Genomic DNA, 18,592 nt, shown 5'->3' on the forward strand with positions numbered 1-18,592 from the left:
CCGTGAGGGACCGTGAGAGACATGGACGACAGCGGTGGCCTGGCCCGGCTGGACCGGCGCGTGAGCGAGTGCCGGGCCTGTCCCCGCCTGGTGGCGTGGCGCGAGGAGGTGGCCCGTACCCGGCGGGCCGCGTTCGCGGACCGGACGTACTGGGGGCGCCCGGTGCCCGGGTTCGGCCCGGCCGACGCCCGCCTGGCGGTCGTCGGACTGGCCCCCGCCGCGCACGGCGGCAACCGCACCGGCCGCATGTTCACCGGCGACCGCTCCGGCGACGTGCTCTACCAGGCCCTGTACGACCTGGGCCTCGCCTCCCAGCCGACCTCGGTCGCCGTCGACGACGGGCTGGAGCTGTACGGCGTCCGCGTCACCGCGCCCGTGCACTGCGCCCCGCCCGCCAACAGGCCGACGCCCGGCGAGCGCGACACCTGCCGGCCCTGGCTGGTGCGGGAGCTGAAGCTGCTCCGGCCGACGCTCCGGGCCGTCGTCGTGCTGGGCGCCTTCGGCTGGCAGGCGACGCTGCCCGCGCTCACCGAGGCGGGCTGGACCGTGCCCCGCCCCCGTCCCGCCTTCGGGCACGGCACCCACGTCCCGCTCGAAGGCGGCCTCGACCTCTTCGGCTGCTTCCACGTCAGCCAGCGCAACACCTTCACCGGCCGCCTCACCCCTCAGATGCTCCGAGAGACCCTGGGCGCGGCGGCCCGGGCGGCGGGCCTCGGCCGGTGACTCAGGGCTGCCAGACGTACCGCACGTCCGGCTCCCGTTCCTCGTTGTCCTGGCCGTCGGTGCGCTCGACGGCGACGAAGCCGTGGCGCTCGTAGAAGCGGTGCGCGGGCTCGTTCACCTGGAACGTCCACAGCGTCAGCCCGGACGGAACGCGCTCCTTGGCCAGCGCCACGAACCGGTCGCCGAGGCCGCGCCCGCGGTGGGCGGGGTCCAGGTAGAGCTGGGACAGCAGGCCCCCGTCGAGCACCATCATCCCGATGATCGCGCCCTCCTCCGCCTCGGCCACCCACGTCTCGTGCAGCGGGATCACCACGTCGCGGACGTAGGCGCGCACCGCGTCGTCGGAGTGGGGACGGACGACCGCCGGCAGGGCGGCGGCGAAGGAGCGCAGCCAGACGTCGGCCGTGGCGGGGGCGTCCGCCGGGGTGGCCCGACGCAGCAGGACCGTCATTCGCCCGCCTCCGGGATCGCGGCCGTGGCGGTGATCTCCACCAGCTGGCCGGTGTAGCCGAGACAGGCGACGCCCAGCAGGGTGGAGGAGTGCGGGCCCTTGCCGAGGCCGGACGCCTCCACCACCTCCCACACCGACGAGAGCACCGAGGGCTGGTCGCTCACCACGTACACCTCGGTCACCAGCACGTGTTCCAGGCCGCTGCCCACGGCCCGCAACTGCTCCCGCAGGTTGGCGATCACCTGCCCGGCCTGGGCCACCGGATCGCCGGGCCCGACCAGTGCGCCCTCCTCGTCCAGCGGAACCGCGCCCGCGAGGAAGGCGAGCCGGGTGCCCGCCTCCACCACGGAGGCATGGGAGTAGGTCGGCGGTGGCAAGAGACCGGGCACGGTGACACGGCGGATCATGGCGGCTCCCTGGAAGCGCGGGCGGACGACCGCCCATCATGGACCACCCGGAGTCGCCCGCGCATTCGAATATCGATCACAGTGAGGAGCCGCCGTGCCCGCCCCCTCGGACGCCGATTTCCTGTCCGCCACCGCCGACCGGCTGGCCGGGCTGCCCACCGTGCGCGCCGTCGCGCTCGGCGGGTCGCGGGCCCAGGGCACCCACACCGAGGACAGCGACTGGGACCTCGCCGTGTACTACCGGGGTGACTTCGACCCGGACGACCTGCGCGCCCTCGGCTGGGAGGGCGAGGTCTCCGAGATCGGCGGCTGGGGCGGCGGGGTGTTCAACGGAGGGGCGTGGCTCACCGTCGACGGCCGCCGGGTCGACATCCACTACCGGGATCTCCGCAGCGTCGAGCACGAGCTGGCCGAGGCGGAGCAGGGCCGTTTCCGGGTCGAGCCGCTGCTGTTCCACCTGGCCGGGATCCCCACGTACCTGATCGTCGCCGAGCTGGCCGTCAACCGGGTGCTGCGCGGCACCCTGCCCCGCCCCGCCGCCTATCCGGAAGCGCTGCGCCGCACCGCCCCCGCGCGCTGGCGGGACACCGCCCGCGCCACCCTCGGCTACGCCCGCGCCGGCCACGCCCCGCACGGGCGGCTCACCGAGGTCGCCGGTGCGCTGGCCACCGCCGCGGCCCAGGCCGCGCACGCGGTGCTGGCCGAGCGCGGGGAATGGATCACCAACGAGAAACGGCTGCTGGAACGTGCCGGACTGCGCCGGATCGACGAGGTGACCGGCGCCCTCACCCCCGGCGACCTGGAACGCGCGGTGACCGAGGCCGAGGAGATCCTGCTCACGCCCCAGCGACACCTTTCACCTCCCCGAAACCCGCGCGTCGCACCCACCACCGCGCCACCCTCTACCCTGGAGTGACGCCCCACTCGGCCACCGTCGTCCGAAGGCCCCCGCCCTCGTCCGAACAGGAGCCCCGTGTCGCGTCCCGCCGTCCGGTCACTTCCGCCCTGGCTGGCCCACGCCTTCCGCGCCCAGCGCGGCCCCGTGCCCTGGAGCGCGATGGCCCGGGGCGCTCTCGCCGCCGGACCGCTGCTGGTCGCCGGGATGCTCGCCGGACAGACCGCCGAGGGCGTCCTCGCCGCGATCGGCGCGATGCTCGCCGGGATCAACGACCGCCCCGGCAGCCGGCGCGCCGCCGTCGACCGTCTCGGCACCCCCGCCCTGGCCGGAGCCCTCGGCCTGCTCGCCGGCACCTACGGCGGACAGCACCTGTCGGCCGTGCCGCTCACCCTCGCCCTGACCGTGCTCGGCCTGCTGGCGGGCTCGATCAGCGCCGTCGGCCCGGTCGCCTCGGCGGCCGGCACCCAGCTCCTCGTCACCGCCGCCGTCGGCGCGGGTACCCCCGCCGGGCCGCCCGCGTGGCAGGGCGCCCTCGCCTTCCTCGCCGGAGCCTTCTGGCTGATCCTGCTCCGCCTCGCCCTGCCCACCCCCGGCTCCCTCGCGGGCGACTTCCGCTTCGACGGCGAACGCAAGGCGGTGGCCGACGTGTACGACGCCGTCGCCGCCCTCCTCGACGCGGCCGGCACCGACACCGCCCCCGCCCGCCGGGCCGCGCTCACCGCCGCCCTCGACCACGCGCAGGACGCCCTCGCCGGCCCCCGGCTCCGCCGCCGCGCCGCCTCCGCCGCCGAACGCCGCCTGCACGCCCAGTACCGGGCCGCGCTGCCCCTGGGCGAGGCCGCCACCGCCCTCGCCTGGGCCGGCGACCCGCTCTGCGCGCGGGCCTCGGCGGGCCCCCGCAGGCTCGCCGCAGCCGTCCGCGACAACACGGCCGCCGGGCCGCTGCCCGCCCCCACGCGTGCCGCCCCCGCCCTGCGCGCCCTCGACGACGCCCTGCTGCGCGCCGCCGAGGCGTTCGACCGCGCCGGAAGCGCCCGCCCCCTCACCCGGGGCCGGCGCGGCGGCCTACGCGGCGCCCTGCGGGCGATGTCCGGCACGGCGGGCCGCGAGTACGGGCTGCGCGTCGCCCTCTGCTTCGGCGCCGGAGCCGGTATCGCGCAGGCGCTGCACCACACCGGCTGGTACGGCAGCCACCCGCACTGGTACTGGCTGCCGCTGACCGCCGTCTTCCTCGTCAAGCCCGACCTCGGCCCGCTGGTCTCCCGTGTGCTGTGCCGGGCCGCCGGGACCGTGCTCGGCGCGCTGGTGTTCGCCGGCCTGGCCGCGCTGCTGCCCAGCCCGGCGGGGCTGATCGTGCTGGTCACGGTGTGCGGCGCGCTGCTGCCCGTCTCCACCCGTCACTTCGCCGCGCTGACCGCCGTCGTCACGGTGCTCGTGCTCGCACTGGTCATGGCCGGCGGGGAACCGCAGGCGTGCCTCGGCCGGATCGCCGAGACCATGGTGGCCTGCGCGCTGGTCCTGATCGTCGGCCACCTGCCGATGCCGGGCCGCCAGGGCGCCGGCGTACGGGCCCGGCTCGCCGCCGCCGGGGACGCCGCGCACGCCTATCTCGTGCACGTCCTCGCCGAGACCGGCGACCACACCGAACGCTGGGCGCTGCGCCGCGAGGCGTACCGCGCCCTCGCCGAGGCCCGTACCGCCATCGCCGTCTCCGCCGCCGAACTGCCCGCCCTGGCCCGGCACACGCGAGGCACCGACCAGGTGGCCGCCGCGCTGGAACGGCTCGTGGACACCACCACCGCCTGCGCGGTCCACCTCGACGACACCGGCCGCCTCACCCCCCGGCACACCGGGCAGCTCCGGTCGGCGCTGCGGGAACTGGAGGCCGGGGGCCGCGACTGGACCGGACTCGGCACGGCCGCGTAGCCGGCTGCCGCCCGCGGGAAAGAAGTCCGCCCCGCGCCGATGAGTTGTGCCCCCGTCCGCGGTCAGCACCCCGGACGGACCGTCGGACAGGAGGACTCATGTCGCTTCCGGAGATCGTCAGCCGCGAGCGGTGGCGGACGGCACGCGAGGAGTTACGGCGCAAGGAGCTGGCCCTCGAGCGCGCACGGGCCGCGCTCGACGCCGAACGGCGGCGGCTGCCCATGGTCGAGGTCTCCGACGAGTACGTCTTCGAGGGCGGTGACGGCAAGGCCACCCTGCTCGACCTGTTCGGTGACCGTGCCCAGCTCGTCGTGCACCACTTCATGTTCGCGCCGCAGCAGGAGGCCGGCTGCCCCTGCTGCGCGGCCTTCCTCGACCAGATCGGCCCCCTCGCCCATCTGCGGGCCCGCGACACCGCCTTCGCGGCCGTCTCGCTCGCGCCCTTCACCCGGCTGCTGCCCTTCAAGGCGCGGATGGGCTGGACCGTGCCGTGGTACTCCTCATGCCACAGCGACTTCAACCGCGACTTCGAGGCGACCGTGGACCGCGACGGCGCCCCCGCCGAACGCCCCGGCCTGAGCTGCTTCCTGCGCGACGGCGACCGGATCCTCCACACCTACTCGGTGTACGACGAGGCCCTGGACGGCATCGGCGCCTTCTCCGGCCTGCTCGATCTCACCGCCCTCGGCCGCCACCCGCGCGGCGGCGACCGGCTCCGCCTGCACGACGAGTACGACCACTGACCGCACGGTGCCGTCCGGTGTCCGTCCGGGCACCGGGAGCGCCCGCCGCCGTCCCCGCGGCGAGCGGAGGCACCCGTTCGGCTGTGAACCGGTGCCGGCTGTGTCCCAGTCCCGTCACCGGGCGAGGCGAGCACCCCTTCCAGCGCGTCGGCTCCGGTAAGCACGACGCTGGACTGGAGGTGCGAGACGGTGATGGGGCGGACGGTGCTCGAACGCTTTCCCGCGGGCGGCCCGCGCGGCTCATGGCCCGCGGAGGAGTTCGCGCACGCGCGACGGCAGGAAGGGATGCCGGCCGAGGTCGTGATGGACCTGGCGACCGACGCCTTCCTGGTGATCCTGCGCGACGCCGAGGGCGTGGACCGTCCCGCGCGGAGCCGGCTCAGCCGGTCCTCGGCGCGGGAGCGGGGGCGGTGAACTGCCCGGCTTGGAGCGCGTACAGCTCCGCGTACACCCCGCCCCGCGCGAGCAACTCGTCCGGGGTGCCGGACTCCACCAGCCGGCCACGCTCCAGCACATGCACCAGATCCGCGTGCCTGACCGAGGTGCCGGGCCAGTTCCAGGCTGGACGCCAGCATGCCGGGCAGTCGTCGCACCATCGAGCGCAGGCTCAGCTCCAGGAACGCGTCGGCGTGCTCGTTCCACCCCATGTCGTACCGGAGGGGGCCGCCGAAGAGCAGCCGCTCCGACTCGGAGACCTCCGGGCCGTCCGGGTCCTTCGACTCGCCTTGCCTCTTCCGCCCCCGTCGCTGCCGCACCGCGGACCTCCCGCTCGCCGTGACCGAACGGCCACTATCCCGGCGGGCGCCCGGCACGGGCAGAGCGCGAGCGGGGGCAAAGGGGGCGTACGGGGGTGCGCGTGGACAGGCACCCGGGCTGCCGCACCGGGTCCCGCACGGTGTGCGCGTGCCGTCAGGCCGGTATGGGGCGGGACCAGTCCGGGGTGGTGCCGGTGACCCGGCACAGGGCCAGGTACAGCGGGATCGGCGGGGTGTAGGGGATCGTGCCGGCCGGGCGGTGCAGCAGACGGGCGGTGCGGGGGACGGGGGCGCCGGGGGCGTACTGAGCCGGGGCGGGCCAGGGGAGCGCGTAGTCGGAGTCGGCCGGGACGAGCCACCACCAGCGCCCGCCCTCGGCGTACACGCAGCCCACCCGGGGGAGCCGGGGGACTATCAGGGCGGCCAGGCGGTCGGGCACGGCGACGGCGTCGCAGCCGAGCGGGGCGGTCATGCCCTCCGGTACCGCCGGCCCGGGGACCCGGTCCGGAGCGGGGAGGCCGCGTCCGAGCCGTACCAGGGTGTTCATGCCGAGCGGCCGCCCGGCGGCGCCGGTCACGGCCGGCTCCGGGCTTCGGCCCGTTCGGCGGCGTGGACGTACTGCTCGGGCACCCGGATGTGGCGGGCGGGGGCGGAGCGCACGTCCTCGCCGGGAGCACGGGCGGGGTCGGGCTTGCCGCGCGTCCCCCAGCCGAGGTCGCGGCGGGGCTCGGTGGCGGTGCGGGTGCCGGCGCAGGTGTCCGTGCGCACCGGGGTGCCGGGCAGGCCGCCCGCGGTGGGACCGCGGTCCAGCTCGGCCCAGACGAGCAGGCCCGGTCCGTACTCCTGGGCACCCCAGGCGCGGCACAGTGCGGCGACGAGAAGCAACCCCCTCCCGTGCTCCTCGTCGGGCCGCTGTTGTGCCGGGTGGGGCTCACCGGGGCCACACCCCTCATCCCGCACGGCTATGCGCACCATGCCGTCGTGGTCGGCCAGTTCGCACACCACGCGACTGCTCGCGGTGTGCACGACGGCGTTGGTGACCAGTTCGGAGACGACCAGGACCGCGCTCTCACAGGTGTCCGCGCACACCGACCAGTCGGCGAGCCGGGTCCGCGCCAGGCGTCTGGCGCGGGCCGGTGAACCCGGATGCGCGGCCAGCTCGAAACGGAACCGGCGGCCGGTCCCGGCCGTTGCCGGTTCCCGAGCGACGCCGGGACGGGAACGGTCTGCGGCGGAGTCTGTTCCTAAGGGCGCGGACGGAATCACGCTTGCCACTATCTCCCCGCCGTGAACACTTGGCAAGTGCCACTCTGAAAAATGCAGAGTGCGGTATGACGCGGTGAACGGCCGTGGCACACTGCTCGCAACAGCACCTCGCGCGGCGCCAATTGGAACCCTCGCCGATCCGTCCGGATCGCCGAGCCGGTCTTCGAACGGCGCCGCAGGGCTGTCGGGGTCCCTTCTCCAGGTATCCCCGCCCGAGGCAACCGGTATCCCATTCGTCGGAGGTGGCAACGTGAGCGAACCGCGGTCCGCGCCGACCGTCGGTCAGGTGGTCCTCGGCCGCCGCCTGCTGGACCTGCGGGAACGCGCCGGGCTCAAGCGCGAGGAGGCCGCCCGCGTCCTCCGCGTCGCCCCCGCCACCGTGCGCCGCATGGAGATGGCCGAGGTCTCCCTCAAGATCCCCTACCTCCAACTCCTGCTGAGGTCCTACGGCGTCCCGGACGACGAGGCCGAACTCTTCGTCCAACTCGCCGAGGAGGCCAACCGGCCCGGCTGGTGGCAGCGGTTCCACGACATCCTGCCCGGCTGGTTCTCGATGTACGTCAGCCTGGAGGGCGCCGCCGCGCTCATCCGCTCCTACGAGCCGCACTTCGTCCCCGGCCTGCTCCAGACCGAGGACTACGCGCGCGGGGTGCTCAGATCCGGAGCCGTCGGCCAGACCAGCCCCGACGACATCGAGCGCCACGTAGATCTCCGGATGCGCCGTCAGGAACTCCTCACCCGCTCCGACGCGCCGCGCTTCTGGGCCGTGATGGACGAGACCGCCCTGCGCCGCCCGGTCGGCGGCCCCGAGGTGATGCGCGCCCAGCTCGACAAACTCCTGGAGGCCACGACGCTGCCCGGCGTCACCCTCCAGGTGGCCCCGTTCGCCAACGGGCCGCATCCGGGCACGTACGGCCCCTTCGTACTGTTCCGGTTCGCCATGCCCGAACTCCCGGACATGGTCTACAGCGAGTACCTGACCGGCGCCGTCTACCTCGACGCGCGTTCCGAGGTGGCGACCCACCTGGAGGTCATGGACCGCATGGCGGCACAGGCCGCCACGGCACAACGCACGAAGGAGATCCTGCGGGATCTCCGCAAGGAGCTGTGAATGGATCGCATCAATCCGCGCCGCCGCGTCTACAACGGCATGCCCGCGCGGGAGCTGGGCGCCGTGGGCTGGCACAAGCCCTGGAGCGGCGGCAACGGCGGCAACTGCCTGGAGGCCATGAAGCTGGCCGACGGCCGCATCGCCGTACGCCAGTCCACCGACCCGGACGGTCCCGCGCTGATATACACCACCGCCGAGATGACCGCCTTCATCGAGGGCGCGAAGGCGGGAGAGGCGGACTTCCTGCTCTCCTGACCGGCCGTCACTGCTTTTTGACTCTGCGCACCACCCCCGCCCCGCCCCCTTCCCCGCCCCCTCCCCGCCGCCTTCCGTGCGTCCGGCCGCCGGCTACATCGCCATCGGCCGGTCGTTCGGCGAGATGGGTGCCTCCAGCCACGACTCACCCATCAGGTACCGGTCCACGGCCGCCGCCACCGCCCGGCCCTCAGCGATGGCCCACACCACGAGCGACTGACCGCGCGCCGCGTCCCCGGCGGCGAACACACCCGGCACGTTCGTGGCGAACGTTCCGTCCCGCGCGAGCGTGCCGCGCGGCTCCGTCTCCAGCCCCAACTGGTCGATGAGGCCGTCCGTGCGGTCCGGCCCGGAGAATCCGAGCGCCAGCAGCACCAGGTCGGCCGGCAGCACCCGCTCCGTGCCGGTCACCGGCTGCCGCCGCTCGTCCACCTCCACCAGGTGCAGCTCCTTCACCCGCCCGCGGCCGTCTGCGGTGAACCGGAGCGTGGACGCCGCGAACAGCCGCGCGTCCGCGTCCGCCGCCGGAGCGGTCCGCAGCTCGGCCGCCTCCTCGTGCGCACCGGAGAGACGGTAGAGCTTCGGGTACGTCGGCCAGGGTTCCGCCTCCGCGTCCCGCTCGGCACCCGGCCGGGCGTAGATGTCCAGCTGGGTCACGGACGCGGCGCCCTCGCGCACCGCCGTCCCCAGACAGTCGGCCCCGGTGTCCCCGCCACCCACGATCACCACATGCCGTCCGGCCGCCGACAGGGGGTTGGCCTCCAGGTCGCCCGCGCACACCCGGTTGGCCGGCGGCAGGTACTCCATGGCCTGGTGGACCCCGGTCAACTCCCGCCCTGGCACGGGCAGTTCCCGCCATGCCGTGGCTCCGGTGGCGATCACCACCGCGTCGTACCGCGCCCGCAGCTCCGGTCCTGGCACGTCCCGGCCGACCGCCGTCGACGTACGGAACCGCGTCCCCTCCGCCCGCATCTGCTCCAGGCGCCGGTCCAGAAAGCGCTTCTCCATCTTGAACTCGGGGATGCCGTACCGCATCAGCCCCCCGATGCGGTCGTCCCTCTCGTACACCGCCACGGTGTGCCCGGCCCGTGTGAGCTGCTGCGCGGCGGCCAGGCCGGTCGGCCCGGACCCGATCACCGCGACCGTCCTCCCGGACAGCCGGTCCGGCGGCCTGGGTGGCACGAACCCCTCCTCCCAGGCCCGCTCGGCTATCGCCCACTCCACGTTCTTGATCGTGACGGCGGGCTGGTTGATGGCCAGCACACACCCCGCCTCGCAGGGCGCCGGGCACAACCGGCCTGTGAACTCCGGGAAGTTGTTCGTCGCGTGCAGCCGCTCGCTCGCCGCGCGCCAGTCCGACCGGGCCACCAGGTCGTTCCACTCGGGGATCAGGTTCCCCAGCGGACACGCGTCGTGGCAGAAGGGAATCCCGCAGTCCATGCACCGGTTCGCCTGCGCACCGACGATCGGCAGCAACGCCCCCGGCACGTAGACCTCGTCCCAGTCCCGGACCCGCTCCACCACGGGCCGCCGCGGCCATTCCTGGCGCGGTGTGCTCATGAACCCCTTGGGATCGGCCATGCGCGTCTTCCTCGCGGACGTGTACCGGGGTACGGCGGCGGCCGGGAGTGCCACGGTCCCCGCGGCATCGGGCGGCGGTCATCCGGTGACCACCCGGCACCCGGGCGACGCGGTCCCGGTGTCCTTCCGGCCACGATACGTCGCCACCGAGCCTCGCGCAGGGTGGCGGACGCCACCTTCCCGCACTCCTCACACCACCGGTCCGCCCCGGCGAACCACCGCTCCCTGGCCCCACTCCCGTCACACCTCTCCCTGTTCCCGTCCCGGCTCCACCACCTCCCGCGCGGGCTGCTCCCGCCACTCCCGCAGCACTCCCGCCACCGCCCCGTTGATCCGCTCGCGCGCCTCGCGCCGGGGCACCCCGCTCATCAGCAGCGCGTCGTACGGCGTGTCCAGATGCCGTACCGAGGCCGCCACCGCCGAGGTCACCGCGGCCTCCGACAGCGCCCGCCCGGCCGCGCTCCGCCCGACCCGCCCGCTGCCCCGCAGGGCCGCGTGCCCGGCGACCGCCCGCGCCCGGCCGGCCGGACAGCCGGGGAAGAGCCGCCCGATCTCCGCCGCGAACCGTGCCACGAAACGCTCGTCCTCCGCCGCCCGGCGCCGCGCGTCCCGTGCCCGGCGACGCCGGCGGACCTCCGCGTCCGCCAGGCACCGCTCCTCCGCCCGCGCCAGCGCGGCCCCCTCCACCAGCAGGCCCTGGCGCTCGTAGCGGCCACGCCGCCGCGCGAACCGCACCACCACCGCCGACAACGCGCTCTCCTGCCGCGCCCTGCGGGTCAGCGCGGCGTCCCCGCGCGGCAGGAACACCAGGTGCCCCAGATCCGCGCAGTCGAGGCAGCGCGGAACCCCGTCCTCCAGCACCAGCAGCGCCAGCGGCCCCTGCCGGCAGGCCGCGCAGTGCTTCCGCCGCCGCGGCTGCACCACGACCGGGCCGCCCCCGGCGCCGGGCGGCGCGGGGGAGAGACGCTCCACGGGACGGTGTGCACCTGCGGGACGTGCCATACGCGGTTCATTCCCCGCCACAGGCCTGCCCTCCCGCACAGGACGGGGCAGTTGCTGCCTCCCTGCTTTCCGTCCCCTTCCGGCTTCCCGGCATCATGGGCGTGTGCGACTCGAAGCGATCACCTGGGAGCGGCTGGCAGAACGGCTCGCCGACCGCATCCTGGCGCTGGAGCCCGCCGACGGCAGCCCCTGGACGCGGGTGGGCCTCGACGGAGCGCCCGCCGCCGGGCCGGGTGACCTCGCCACCCGGATCTCCGAGGCGCTCCGGGTGCGCGGGCGGTCCTCCCTGGTCGTCGGCGCCGAGGGCTTCCTGCGGCCCGCCTCCCTCCGCCTGGAGCACGGGCGGCGCGACGAGGAGTCCTACTACAGCGGCTGGTTCGACACCGGTGCGCTGTGGCGCGAGGTCCTCGGCCCCCTGGACGCCGGAGGAGACGGGCGGGTACTGCCCGACCTGTGGGACCCGGTCACCGACCGCGCCACCCGCAGCTCCTACGTGCAGCTACCGCCCGGCGGGGTGCTGCTCCTGCACGGGCCCCTCCTTCTGCGGCACTGGTTCCCCTTCGACCTGTCCGTCCACGTCCTGCTGTCTTCCGGCGCCCTGCGCCGCCGCACCCCCGACACCGACCACTGGACCCTCCCCGCCTTCGCCCGCTACGAGACGGAGACCGACCCGGCCGCCGCGGCCGACGTGGTCGTGCGCGCCGACGACCCCCGGCACCCCGCCTGGAACGGCTGACCGCGCCTGCCGGCCCCGGCGGCCGGGCGGATCAGAACCAGCCGTTGCGCCGGAAGCCCCGCCACAGCGCGACACAGGCCAGTGCGGTGATGCCCATGATCACCGGATAGCCGTAGTGCCAGCGCGCCTCCGGCATGTACGTGAAGTTCATGCCGTAGACCCCGCAGACCATCGTCGGCACCGCGACGATCGCCGCCCAGGCCGTGATCTTCCGCATGTCCTCGTTCTGCGCGACCGTCACCTGGGCCAGGTGCGCCTGAAGGATGGAGTTGAGCATCTCGTCGAACGCGGCGATCTGGTCCTTGGCCCGTATCAGATGGTCCATCACATCACGGAAGTACGCCTGTATCTCCGGATCGACCACCCTCATCGGCCGCGTCGCCAGGTCCTCCACCGGGCGCACCAGTGGTACCGCGGCCCGCTTCAGTTCGAGCAGTTCGCGCTTGAGCTGGTAGATCCTTCCCGGATCGGCGCGCCCGCCCTCCTCCGAGAAGACGTCCGTCTCGACCTGCTCGACATCACCCTGCACCGCGTCCGTGACGTTCAGATACTCGTCCACCACGTGGTCCGCGACGGCGTGCAGCACCGCCGAGGGGCCCTTGGCGAGCTGACGCGGGTGCGACTCCAACTCCTCGCGCAGCGGCCCCAGCGAGCCATGGCGGCCGTGCCGCACGGTGATGACGAAGTCCTCGCCGACGAACACCATGATCTCGCCGGTGTCCACCACCTCGCTCGTCGCCGTCAGCTTCTCGTGCTCCACGTAACACACCGTCTTCAGCACCGCGAAGAGCGTGTCGCCGTACCGCTCCAGTTTCGGCCGCTGGTGGGCCTCCACCGCGTCCTCCACCGCCAGCGGGTGCAGGTCGAAGAGCTCGGCGACATCGGTGAACTCCTCTGCGGTCGGCTCGTGCAGACCGAGCCAGACGAAGCCGTCGCCGGTGTTGCGGACCGTCTTCAGCGCCTCGACCACATCGGCGGAGCCCGGCACGCGTATGCCGTCCTGATACATCACGCAGTTCACGACCGAGGAACCCAGCGGTGACCTGGCCGGGTGGCTCAGGTCCACACGCGGCCGGCGCCGGGTCATACCGGCGACCTTGCGCAGGCCGCCGACCTTGCCCAGCTTCGTGACTTTCCGCAGATTCCCCGCCATCGACATCTGGATCTCCTTGCCTGGATCTCCGCACCGACACGTCTCGTGCCGTGCCCGGTCAGTCTGCCAGTCCGCCGAGAAGGCCGGGAAAGCCTGTGGGAACATCAGGTTCCGTTTGATTCCAGCCTGTGGACGGAGGGTCGGCCGCCGCCCACCCGGCGACCGGCTGGGACGATGCCGGCATGACGTCATCGGACGGATACCTCCTGGACAACCGGCAGACCGAGGCGGGCGAGCGCTTCGACGCCTTCGCCTCACTCTTCGACCCCACCACGTTCCGCCACCTCGAACGACTCGGTATCGGTCCCGGCCTGCGCTGCTGGGAGGTCGGCGCCGGCGGCACCTCCGTCGTCTCCTGGCTCGCCCGGAAGGTCGGGCCGACCGGCACCGTCCTCGCCACCGACATCGACACCTCGCGCCTGGAGGCCGTGGCCCGGCCGCCGGTGGAGGTCCGTACCCATGACGTGGGCGCCGAGGAACCGCCGGGCCACGGCTTCGACCTGGTGCACGCCCGGCTCGTGCTCGTCCACGTACCGGACCGGGAGCGGGCGTTGCGTTCCATGATCGACGCGCTGCGGCCCGGCGGCCGGCTGCTGGTCGAGGACGCCGACCCGGCGCTGCAACCCCTGACCTGCCCCGACGAACACGGGCCCGAGGAACGGCTGGCCAATCGCCTCCGCCAGGGCTTCCGCCGGCTCCTCGCCGAGCGCGGCGCCGACCTCTCCTACGGGCGCCGGCTGCCGCGGCTGCTCCGTGAGGCCGGGCTGCTGCATGTCGGGGCCGACGCGTACTTCCCGCTCACCTCACCGGCGTGCAGCGCGCTCGAACTGGCCACGGTCCGGCAGATCCGGGACCGCCTGGTCGAAGCGGGACTCGCCACCGACGAGGACATCGACCGCCACCTCGCCAACGTCGCGGCGGGCGGCATGGATCTGGCCACGGCGCCGATGATCTCGGCGTGGGGGCGCAAGGTCTGAGCGACGCCTGCCTCAGAGGGCGCGCGGCGCAGGCCGGTCGCCGTCCGGGCGCGGCGGCCGGCCGCCCACCCGCTCCACCGCCCGCGCCCCCGCCCGGCACCCCCGTTCGGCCGCGACCTCCGCCCGGGCACCCGCCACCAGAGCCGCGAGGAACGCGCCGGTGAACGCGTCCCCGGCACCCGTGCTGTCCGTCGGCCGGGCCGGCACCGCCGGAATCCGGGCGCTCACCACCCCCGACCGCGCCACCAGCGCCCCCTCCGCCCCCGACTTGGCCACCACCAGCGGCCCGAACCCGCTCAACTCCGCCGCCGCCTCGGCCCAGTCGGGCAACCCGGTCAGCAGGCACGCCTCGTCCCGGCTGGGCAGCAGCACGTCGCACTGCCTGGCGAACTCCAGGTACCGGTCCGGCCCGAACCGCGCGATGAACCCCGCAGAGGCCGGATCCAGGCTGACCCGCACCCCGCGCGCCCGCGCCGCCACCAGAGCGGTCTCGGCCAGCGCCCGGCTGGAGCCGGCGAACAGCAGGTACCCCGACAGGTGCAGCCGGGCCACCCCGTCGAGCAACTCCTCCGACCAGTCGGCCGGTTCGATTCGCAGCGAAGCCCCGCTGGAGGTGAGGAACGTGCGCTCGGCCGCCGCCTCGCCGTCGACCAGACAGATGACCGTGCCGGTCGGCGCCACCGGGTCCACCACCAGCCGTGACCGCACCCCGGCCGCCAGCAGCTCCCGCTCGTGCCACCGCGCCGCGTCCGCGCCCACCCGCGCCAGCAGCCGCACGTCCGCGCACCCCGCGTCGGCCGCCCAGCACGCCACATTGGCGCCCGCGCCCCCCGGCAGGGTCCGGATCACGGCGGCCGTGTCGGTGCGCGCGGCCAGCGGTCCCCGGTGCCGGGCCACCACGTCGGTGATCACGTCCCCGACGACCAGCAGCCCTCCCGCCGGACCGCCGGTCACCTCCTCGCCCAGGCCGTGGCGATCCGCGCCGCCAGCTCCACGTTGCCGCGCACCGCGGCCAGGTTGGCCCGCAGCGACGCCCCGTCCGTGTGCCGGACGAGATGGGCCAGCAGGAACGGCGTGACGGCCTGGCCGGTGATCCCCTCCTGCTCACAGGCCCGCAGCGCCTCCGCCAGCACGCGCGCGTGCAGCTCGGGATCTAGCTGCCGCTCCGGCGGGACCGGATTGGCCACGATCAGCGCCGACTCCGGCCCGCCGAGCGAGTCCTGCGCCCGCATGACCTCGGCGACCTGCTCCGGGTCCCGCAGCGTCCAGTCCACCGGATGGCCCGAGTCGGACAGGTAGAAGCCGGGGAAACGCTCGGTCCGGTAACCGGCGACGGCCACACCCAGGGTCTCCAGCCGCTGCACGGTGGCCGGTACGTCCAGGATCGACTTCACGCCCGCGCACACCACGGTGATCCGGGTCCGGGCCAGCAGCCCGAGGTCGGCCGACTCGTCCTGGGTCGCCGTCCACTGACGGTGCACCCCGCCCAGCCCGCCGGTGGCGAACACCCGGATGCCGGCCAGTGCCGCCAGCCGTGCCGTCGCCGACACCGTGGTCGCTCCGCTCGCCCCGGACGCCATGGCGAGCGGCAGGTCCCGGTGGCCCAGCTTGCGGATGCCGTCCTCGTTGGCGACCCGCTCCAACTGGCCCTTTTCCAGACCGGCATGGGGCTTCCCGTCGAGCACGGCGATCGTCGCGGGCACGGCCCCCTCGCGTCGGACCACGTCCTCCAGCTCCAGCGCCACCTGGAGATTGCGCGGGCGTGGCAGCCCGTGCGCGATGATCGTGGACTCCAGGGCCACCACCGGTCTTCCGGTGCCCGTCGCCTCCCGGACCTCCTCCGACAACACCAGCACCACGCGCCCGCCTCCCGTCAGTCGCCTCCCCTCATTCCTGGCGGACGCGGCCGCCGGCCAAACGCCGGGCCCCGGAATCGGCGGGGAGTCGCCGTCAGAACAGCGGCTCGGGCAGCACGCCCTCCAGCGCGAGCAACCGCCGCTTCGTCTCCAGCCCGCCGCCGAAACCCCCGATCCCGCCGTCGCTCTCCACCACCCGGTGGCACGGCACCACGACCGGCAGCGGGTTGGCGCCCATCGCGGTTCCCACCGCCTGCGCTCCGCCCGGCCGGCCCGCCCGCCGGGCCAGCTCGCCGTAGCCGACCACCGTGCCGTACGGGACGCCGTGGGCCAGCTCGCGCAGCACCGCCCGGTTGAAGCCCGAGACCAGCGACCAGTCCAGGGGCAGGTCGAAGTCCTTGCGCTCGCCCGCCATGTAGGCGTCGACCTGGCGTATCGCCTCGGCCAGCAGGGGCGCGCCCGGCTCCCCGACCGGCTCGGTTCCGTACCGCGCCGCAAGCCGTCTCAGCGCGCGCTCGCACACCGGGCCGGTGGCGTGGAAGACCACGTTGACCAGTCCCTGACCGCTCGCGGCCAGCAGCAGCGGGCCGATACGGCTGTCCACGACCGCCCACACGACCCGCTGCCCGTCCTGCTCCCGGCTGTCCATGCCGGCCACGTTACGGCCCGCCACTGACAGCGGGTCGCGACGCGGGGATCAGTCGTCGCTCAGGGCCGCGCGCACCACGTCCGGCTTGTTGGTGATGACGCCGTCGACGCCGTAGCCCCGGACCTTCCGCGCCGTGGCCGCGTCGTTCACCGTCCAGGCGAAGAGCCGGAGGGGCTTGCCGTGCGGCCCCTTCAGCGCGTGTGCGGTCGAGACGTAGCTCGCGGAGAGGTCCGCGTACGCCGGGTTGACCAGGTCGGCGAAACGGGCGTACCCGCCCAGCTCGGCGACCTTCGGGCGGCCCAGGTAACCGGTGGTCAGCGCGGGCCTGAGCCGGTGCACGGTACGGATGCTGTCCGCGCTGAAGCTCTGCACGATCAGGCGGCTCCGGTGCGCGGGGTCCAGCCAGCCCTCGTTGCTCAGGGTGGTGAGGACCTGTGCCTCGATGCCCGGGTACAGCTCGGGGTTCTTGACCTCCAGCAGCAGCTTCTCGTGGTTGTGCTCGACCCGGCGCATGTAGCGCTCCAGCGTCGGCACGCGCGCGCCCGCGTAGGCGGGGGAGAACCAGCTCCCCGCGTCCAGCCGGGCGATCTCGGCCGCCGTGAAGTCCTTCACCTTCCAGGGCGCGCGGCCGGGGAAGACGTCCTCGACGTCCGTGGTGCGCGCCAGGCTGTCGTCATGGATGACGACCAGCTTGCCGTCCTTGGTGCGCTGCACGTCGTTCTCCACCCAGGAGAAGCCCAGCCGTGCCGCCCTGTCGATGGAGGACAGCGTGTTCTCGGGCGCGTACGCGGAGGCCCCGCGGTGGGCGACCACCGTGGGCTGGACCGTCCGGGCCGGCCGGCCGTCGGAGCCGGGGCTGAGCAGGACCGCCGCCCCCAGGGCCGCGGTGGCCACGGCGGCGACTGCGTGCGCGTACATGCGTACTCCTCACGTCCGGCGAATACCAACAGCACCAGGGTGACAGCAGAGCGTCAACGGCACAGGGGCGCGGAAACGGCCACACGATGAACGGCGATGCCCAACTCCGCACACCGGTGCCGCACAAGTGGGGTGAAGCCGTGGTTCTTTGCCGGAAATTCATTCGACCATTCCGGTGGCGGCCATACTCTCTCCGACAGCCCCGGCCACCGCAGCGGTGCCTGACAGGGGGAACATCGCGTCGGCTGAGGGACGCGAGAAGGCGAGGGAAAGCCGGGCATGCGAGGCACGATCGACGGATTCAGCTACGGGGTGGTCACGCCCCTGGTGGGCTACCTGATGGCCTGCCTGGGCGGCGCCCTCGGCTTGCGCTGCACCACCCGGTCCCTGCTGGTCACGCACTCGTGGCGGCCCGCGTGGCTGGCCCTGGGCTCGACCGCGATCGGCTCCGGCATCTGGACCATGCACTTCATCGCCATGATGGGCTTCTCCATCGACGGGACACCGGTCCGTTTCGACAAACCGATGACCTTCGCCAGCCTCGGCCTGGCCATCGTCATGGTGGGCGTCGGGATCTTCATCATCGGCTACCGGGGCGCCACCGGCGCCTCGCTCGTCACCGGGGGCACGATCACCGGTCTGGGCGTCGCCTCGATGCATTACCTGGGCATGGCCGGCATGCGCTTCGACGGAGAGTTCACCTACGACATCACCGGCGTCGTCGCGTCCGTGGTCATCGCCGTCGTGGCCGCCACCGTCGCCCTCCGGGCCGCCGGGCACGTCAGGGGATGGCGGGGCAGTATCGGCGCCAGCCTGGTCATGGGTCTCGCCGTCAGCGGCATGCACTACACCGGGATGGCCGGACTCACCGTCCACCTCCACGGCACCCCCGACGCCGTCACCGGCGGCTCGTCGGCCGCCGTGCTCGTGCCGATCCTCATCGGACCGCTCGCCCTCCTGCTCCTCGCAGCCGTCGTGGTGATGTTCGATCCCCTGATGGTCAAGGGGGCGCCGCTGCGCGTCCCCGAGGAAGTCAAGCCGGGCGTCCCGGCCGCGACCGTAACCTCCCATCAGCGCGTTCGCCCGCCGCAGCGGGCCTACCGGGAGCCGGTCCACGCCGACGCCCACGGCTCCCGCACCCCGCAGCGGTACTGATTCCCGGCCCGTTGTCAGTGGGGGGTCGTA

The 18,592-nt window shown here is 74.1% G+C and carries 22 protein-coding genes; 10 read left to right on the top strand and 12 right to left on the bottom strand.

The window, feature by feature from the left end; translation table 11 throughout:
* The first annotated feature begins 21 nt into the window (after window positions 1-21).
* Window positions 22-723 (top strand): uracil-DNA glycosylase, encoded by a 702-nt coding sequence (locus ACWCV3_RS07005; protein WP_451219540.1) that lies wholly within the window; start codon window positions 22-24, stop codon window positions 721-723.
* Between the two features lies 1 nt (window position 724).
* Here the strand turns inward: ACWCV3_RS07005 and ACWCV3_RS07010 are convergent, their stop codons facing one another.
* Together ACWCV3_RS07010 and ACWCV3_RS07015 are read right to left on the bottom strand one after the other, a co-directional pair.
* Entirely contained in the window at window positions 725-1,174 is a 450-nt protein-coding gene (locus tag ACWCV3_RS07010) for a GNAT family N-acetyltransferase (RefSeq protein WP_451219543.1), read from the bottom strand.
* Window positions 1,171-1,581 (bottom strand): RidA family protein, encoded by a 411-nt coding sequence (locus ACWCV3_RS07015; RefSeq protein ID WP_451219546.1) that lies wholly within the window; start codon window positions 1,579-1,581, stop codon window positions 1,171-1,173. Before ACWCV3_RS07015 ends, ACWCV3_RS07010 begins: the two co-directional genes overlap by 4 nt.
* A gap of 94 nt (window positions 1,582-1,675) precedes the next feature.
* On the opposite strand from ACWCV3_RS07015, the gene ACWCV3_RS07020 reads away from it, so the two are divergent.
* The 4 genes from ACWCV3_RS07020 (at window position 1,676) to ACWCV3_RS07035 (ending at window position 5,562) form a co-directional block, all read left to right on the top strand.
* Window positions 1,676-2,497, top strand: a complete 822-nt coding sequence (locus ACWCV3_RS07020) for a nucleotidyltransferase domain-containing protein (protein ID WP_451219549.1) — start codon at window positions 1,676-1,678, stop codon at window positions 2,495-2,497.
* 57 nt (window positions 2,498-2,554) lie between these two features.
* Window positions 2,555-4,405 (top strand): FUSC family protein, encoded by a 1,851-nt coding sequence (locus ACWCV3_RS07025; protein ID WP_451219552.1) that lies wholly within the window; start codon window positions 2,555-2,557, stop codon window positions 4,403-4,405.
* 98 nt (window positions 4,406-4,503) lie between these two features.
* Window positions 4,504-5,148 (top strand): DUF899 domain-containing protein, encoded by a 645-nt coding sequence (locus ACWCV3_RS07030; RefSeq protein WP_451219554.1) that lies wholly within the window; start codon window positions 4,504-4,506, stop codon window positions 5,146-5,148.
* A 189-nt stretch (window positions 5,149-5,337) separates the two neighbouring features.
* Window positions 5,338-5,562 carry a hypothetical protein gene (locus ACWCV3_RS07035; RefSeq protein WP_451219556.1) on the top strand — a complete coding sequence of 75 codons (225 nt, stop codon included), beginning with the start codon at window positions 5,338-5,340 and terminating at the stop codon, window positions 5,560-5,562.
* Here ACWCV3_RS07035 and ACWCV3_RS07040 read toward each other — a convergent pair.
* The 3 genes from ACWCV3_RS07040 to ACWCV3_RS07050 form a co-directional block, all read right to left on the bottom strand.
* Window positions 5,528-5,668 (bottom strand): hypothetical protein, encoded by a 141-nt coding sequence (locus ACWCV3_RS07040; RefSeq protein WP_451219558.1) that lies wholly within the window; start codon window positions 5,666-5,668, stop codon window positions 5,528-5,530. The genes ACWCV3_RS07035 and ACWCV3_RS07040 overlap by 35 nt on opposite strands.
* Before the next feature lie 389 nt (window positions 5,669-6,057).
* Window positions 6,058-6,450: a hypothetical protein gene (locus tag ACWCV3_RS07045; RefSeq protein WP_451219680.1), complete on the bottom strand. Its 393-nt coding sequence runs from the start codon at window positions 6,448-6,450 to the stop codon at window positions 6,058-6,060.
* A 26-nt stretch (window positions 6,451-6,476) separates the two neighbouring features.
* Window positions 6,477-7,178: an ATP-binding protein gene (locus ACWCV3_RS07050; RefSeq protein WP_451219561.1), complete on the bottom strand. Its 702-nt coding sequence runs from the start codon at window positions 7,176-7,178 to the stop codon at window positions 6,477-6,479.
* A gap of 241 nt (window positions 7,179-7,419) precedes the next feature.
* Here ACWCV3_RS07050 and ACWCV3_RS07055 point away from each other — a divergent pair, with 241 nt between their 5' ends.
* Window positions 7,420-8,280, top strand: a complete 861-nt coding sequence (locus tag ACWCV3_RS07055) for a helix-turn-helix domain-containing protein (protein ID WP_451219563.1) — start codon at window positions 7,420-7,422, stop codon at window positions 8,278-8,280.
* Window positions 8,281-8,535 (top strand): DUF397 domain-containing protein, encoded by a 255-nt coding sequence (locus ACWCV3_RS07060; RefSeq protein WP_030809830.1) that lies wholly within the window; start codon window positions 8,281-8,283, stop codon window positions 8,533-8,535.
* Between the two features lie 93 nt (window positions 8,536-8,628).
* On the opposite strand, the gene ACWCV3_RS07065 is transcribed toward ACWCV3_RS07060, so the two are convergent.
* Together ACWCV3_RS07065 and ACWCV3_RS07070 are read right to left on the bottom strand one after the other, a co-directional pair.
* Window positions 8,629-10,116, bottom strand: a complete 1,488-nt coding sequence (locus ACWCV3_RS07065) for a glutamate synthase subunit beta (protein ID WP_451219566.1) — start codon at window positions 10,114-10,116, stop codon at window positions 8,629-8,631.
* A 240-nt stretch (window positions 10,117-10,356) separates the two neighbouring features.
* A complete protein-coding gene (locus tag ACWCV3_RS07070; protein WP_451219569.1) occupies window positions 10,357-11,118 on the bottom strand; it encodes a DUF2293 domain-containing protein in 762 nt (253 codons plus the stop codon).
* Window positions 11,119-11,221: 103 nt separating this feature from the next.
* On the opposite strand from ACWCV3_RS07070, the gene ACWCV3_RS07075 reads away from it, so the two are divergent.
* Window positions 11,222-11,854, top strand: a complete 633-nt coding sequence (locus ACWCV3_RS07075; protein ID WP_451219571.1) for a uridine kinase — start codon at window positions 11,222-11,224, stop codon at window positions 11,852-11,854.
* Between the two features lie 31 nt (window positions 11,855-11,885).
* On the opposite strand, the gene ACWCV3_RS07080 is transcribed toward ACWCV3_RS07075, so the two are convergent.
* On the bottom strand, window positions 11,886-13,013 hold the full coding sequence (locus ACWCV3_RS07080) for a magnesium and cobalt transport protein CorA (RefSeq protein ID WP_451219574.1): 1,128 nt from the start codon (window positions 13,011-13,013) through the stop codon (window positions 11,886-11,888).
* A 176-nt stretch (window positions 13,014-13,189) separates the two neighbouring features.
* On the opposite strand from ACWCV3_RS07080, the gene ACWCV3_RS07085 reads away from it, so the two are divergent.
* On the top strand, window positions 13,190-13,984 hold the full coding sequence (locus ACWCV3_RS07085) for a methyltransferase (RefSeq protein ID WP_451219577.1): 795 nt from the start codon (window positions 13,190-13,192) through the stop codon (window positions 13,982-13,984).
* A gap of 12 nt (window positions 13,985-13,996) precedes the next feature.
* Here the strand turns inward: ACWCV3_RS07085 and ACWCV3_RS07090 are convergent, their stop codons facing one another.
* From ACWCV3_RS07090 to ACWCV3_RS07105, 4 genes are all read right to left on the bottom strand, one after another.
* A complete protein-coding gene (locus tag ACWCV3_RS07090; RefSeq protein ID WP_451219683.1) occupies window positions 13,997-14,950 on the bottom strand; it encodes a carbohydrate kinase family protein in 954 nt (317 codons plus the stop codon).
* Window positions 14,935-15,843 carry a pseudouridine-5'-phosphate glycosidase gene (locus ACWCV3_RS07095; protein ID WP_451219580.1) on the bottom strand — a complete coding sequence of 303 codons (909 nt, stop codon included), beginning with the start codon at window positions 15,841-15,843 and terminating at the stop codon, window positions 14,935-14,937. Before ACWCV3_RS07095 ends, ACWCV3_RS07090 begins: the two co-directional genes overlap by 16 nt.
* Window positions 15,844-15,934: 91 nt before the next feature.
* A complete protein-coding gene (locus ACWCV3_RS07100) occupies window positions 15,935-16,489 on the bottom strand; it encodes a methylated-DNA--[protein]-cysteine S-methyltransferase (protein ID WP_451219583.1) in 555 nt (184 codons plus the stop codon).
* A 48-nt stretch (window positions 16,490-16,537) separates the two neighbouring features.
* On the bottom strand, window positions 16,538-17,407 hold the full coding sequence (locus ACWCV3_RS07105) for a glycerophosphodiester phosphodiesterase (RefSeq protein ID WP_451219586.1): 870 nt from the start codon (window positions 17,405-17,407) through the stop codon (window positions 16,538-16,540).
* A 279-nt stretch (window positions 17,408-17,686) separates the two neighbouring features.
* On the opposite strand from ACWCV3_RS07105, the gene ACWCV3_RS07110 reads away from it, so the two are divergent.
* Complete coding sequence (locus tag ACWCV3_RS07110; RefSeq protein ID WP_451219589.1) at window positions 17,687-18,562, top strand: MHYT domain-containing protein; 876 nt, start codon at window positions 17,687-17,689, stop codon at window positions 18,560-18,562.
* Window positions 18,563-18,592: the final 30 nt, after the last annotated feature.

This window comes from Streptomyces sp. NPDC001781 (assembly GCF_053596035.1).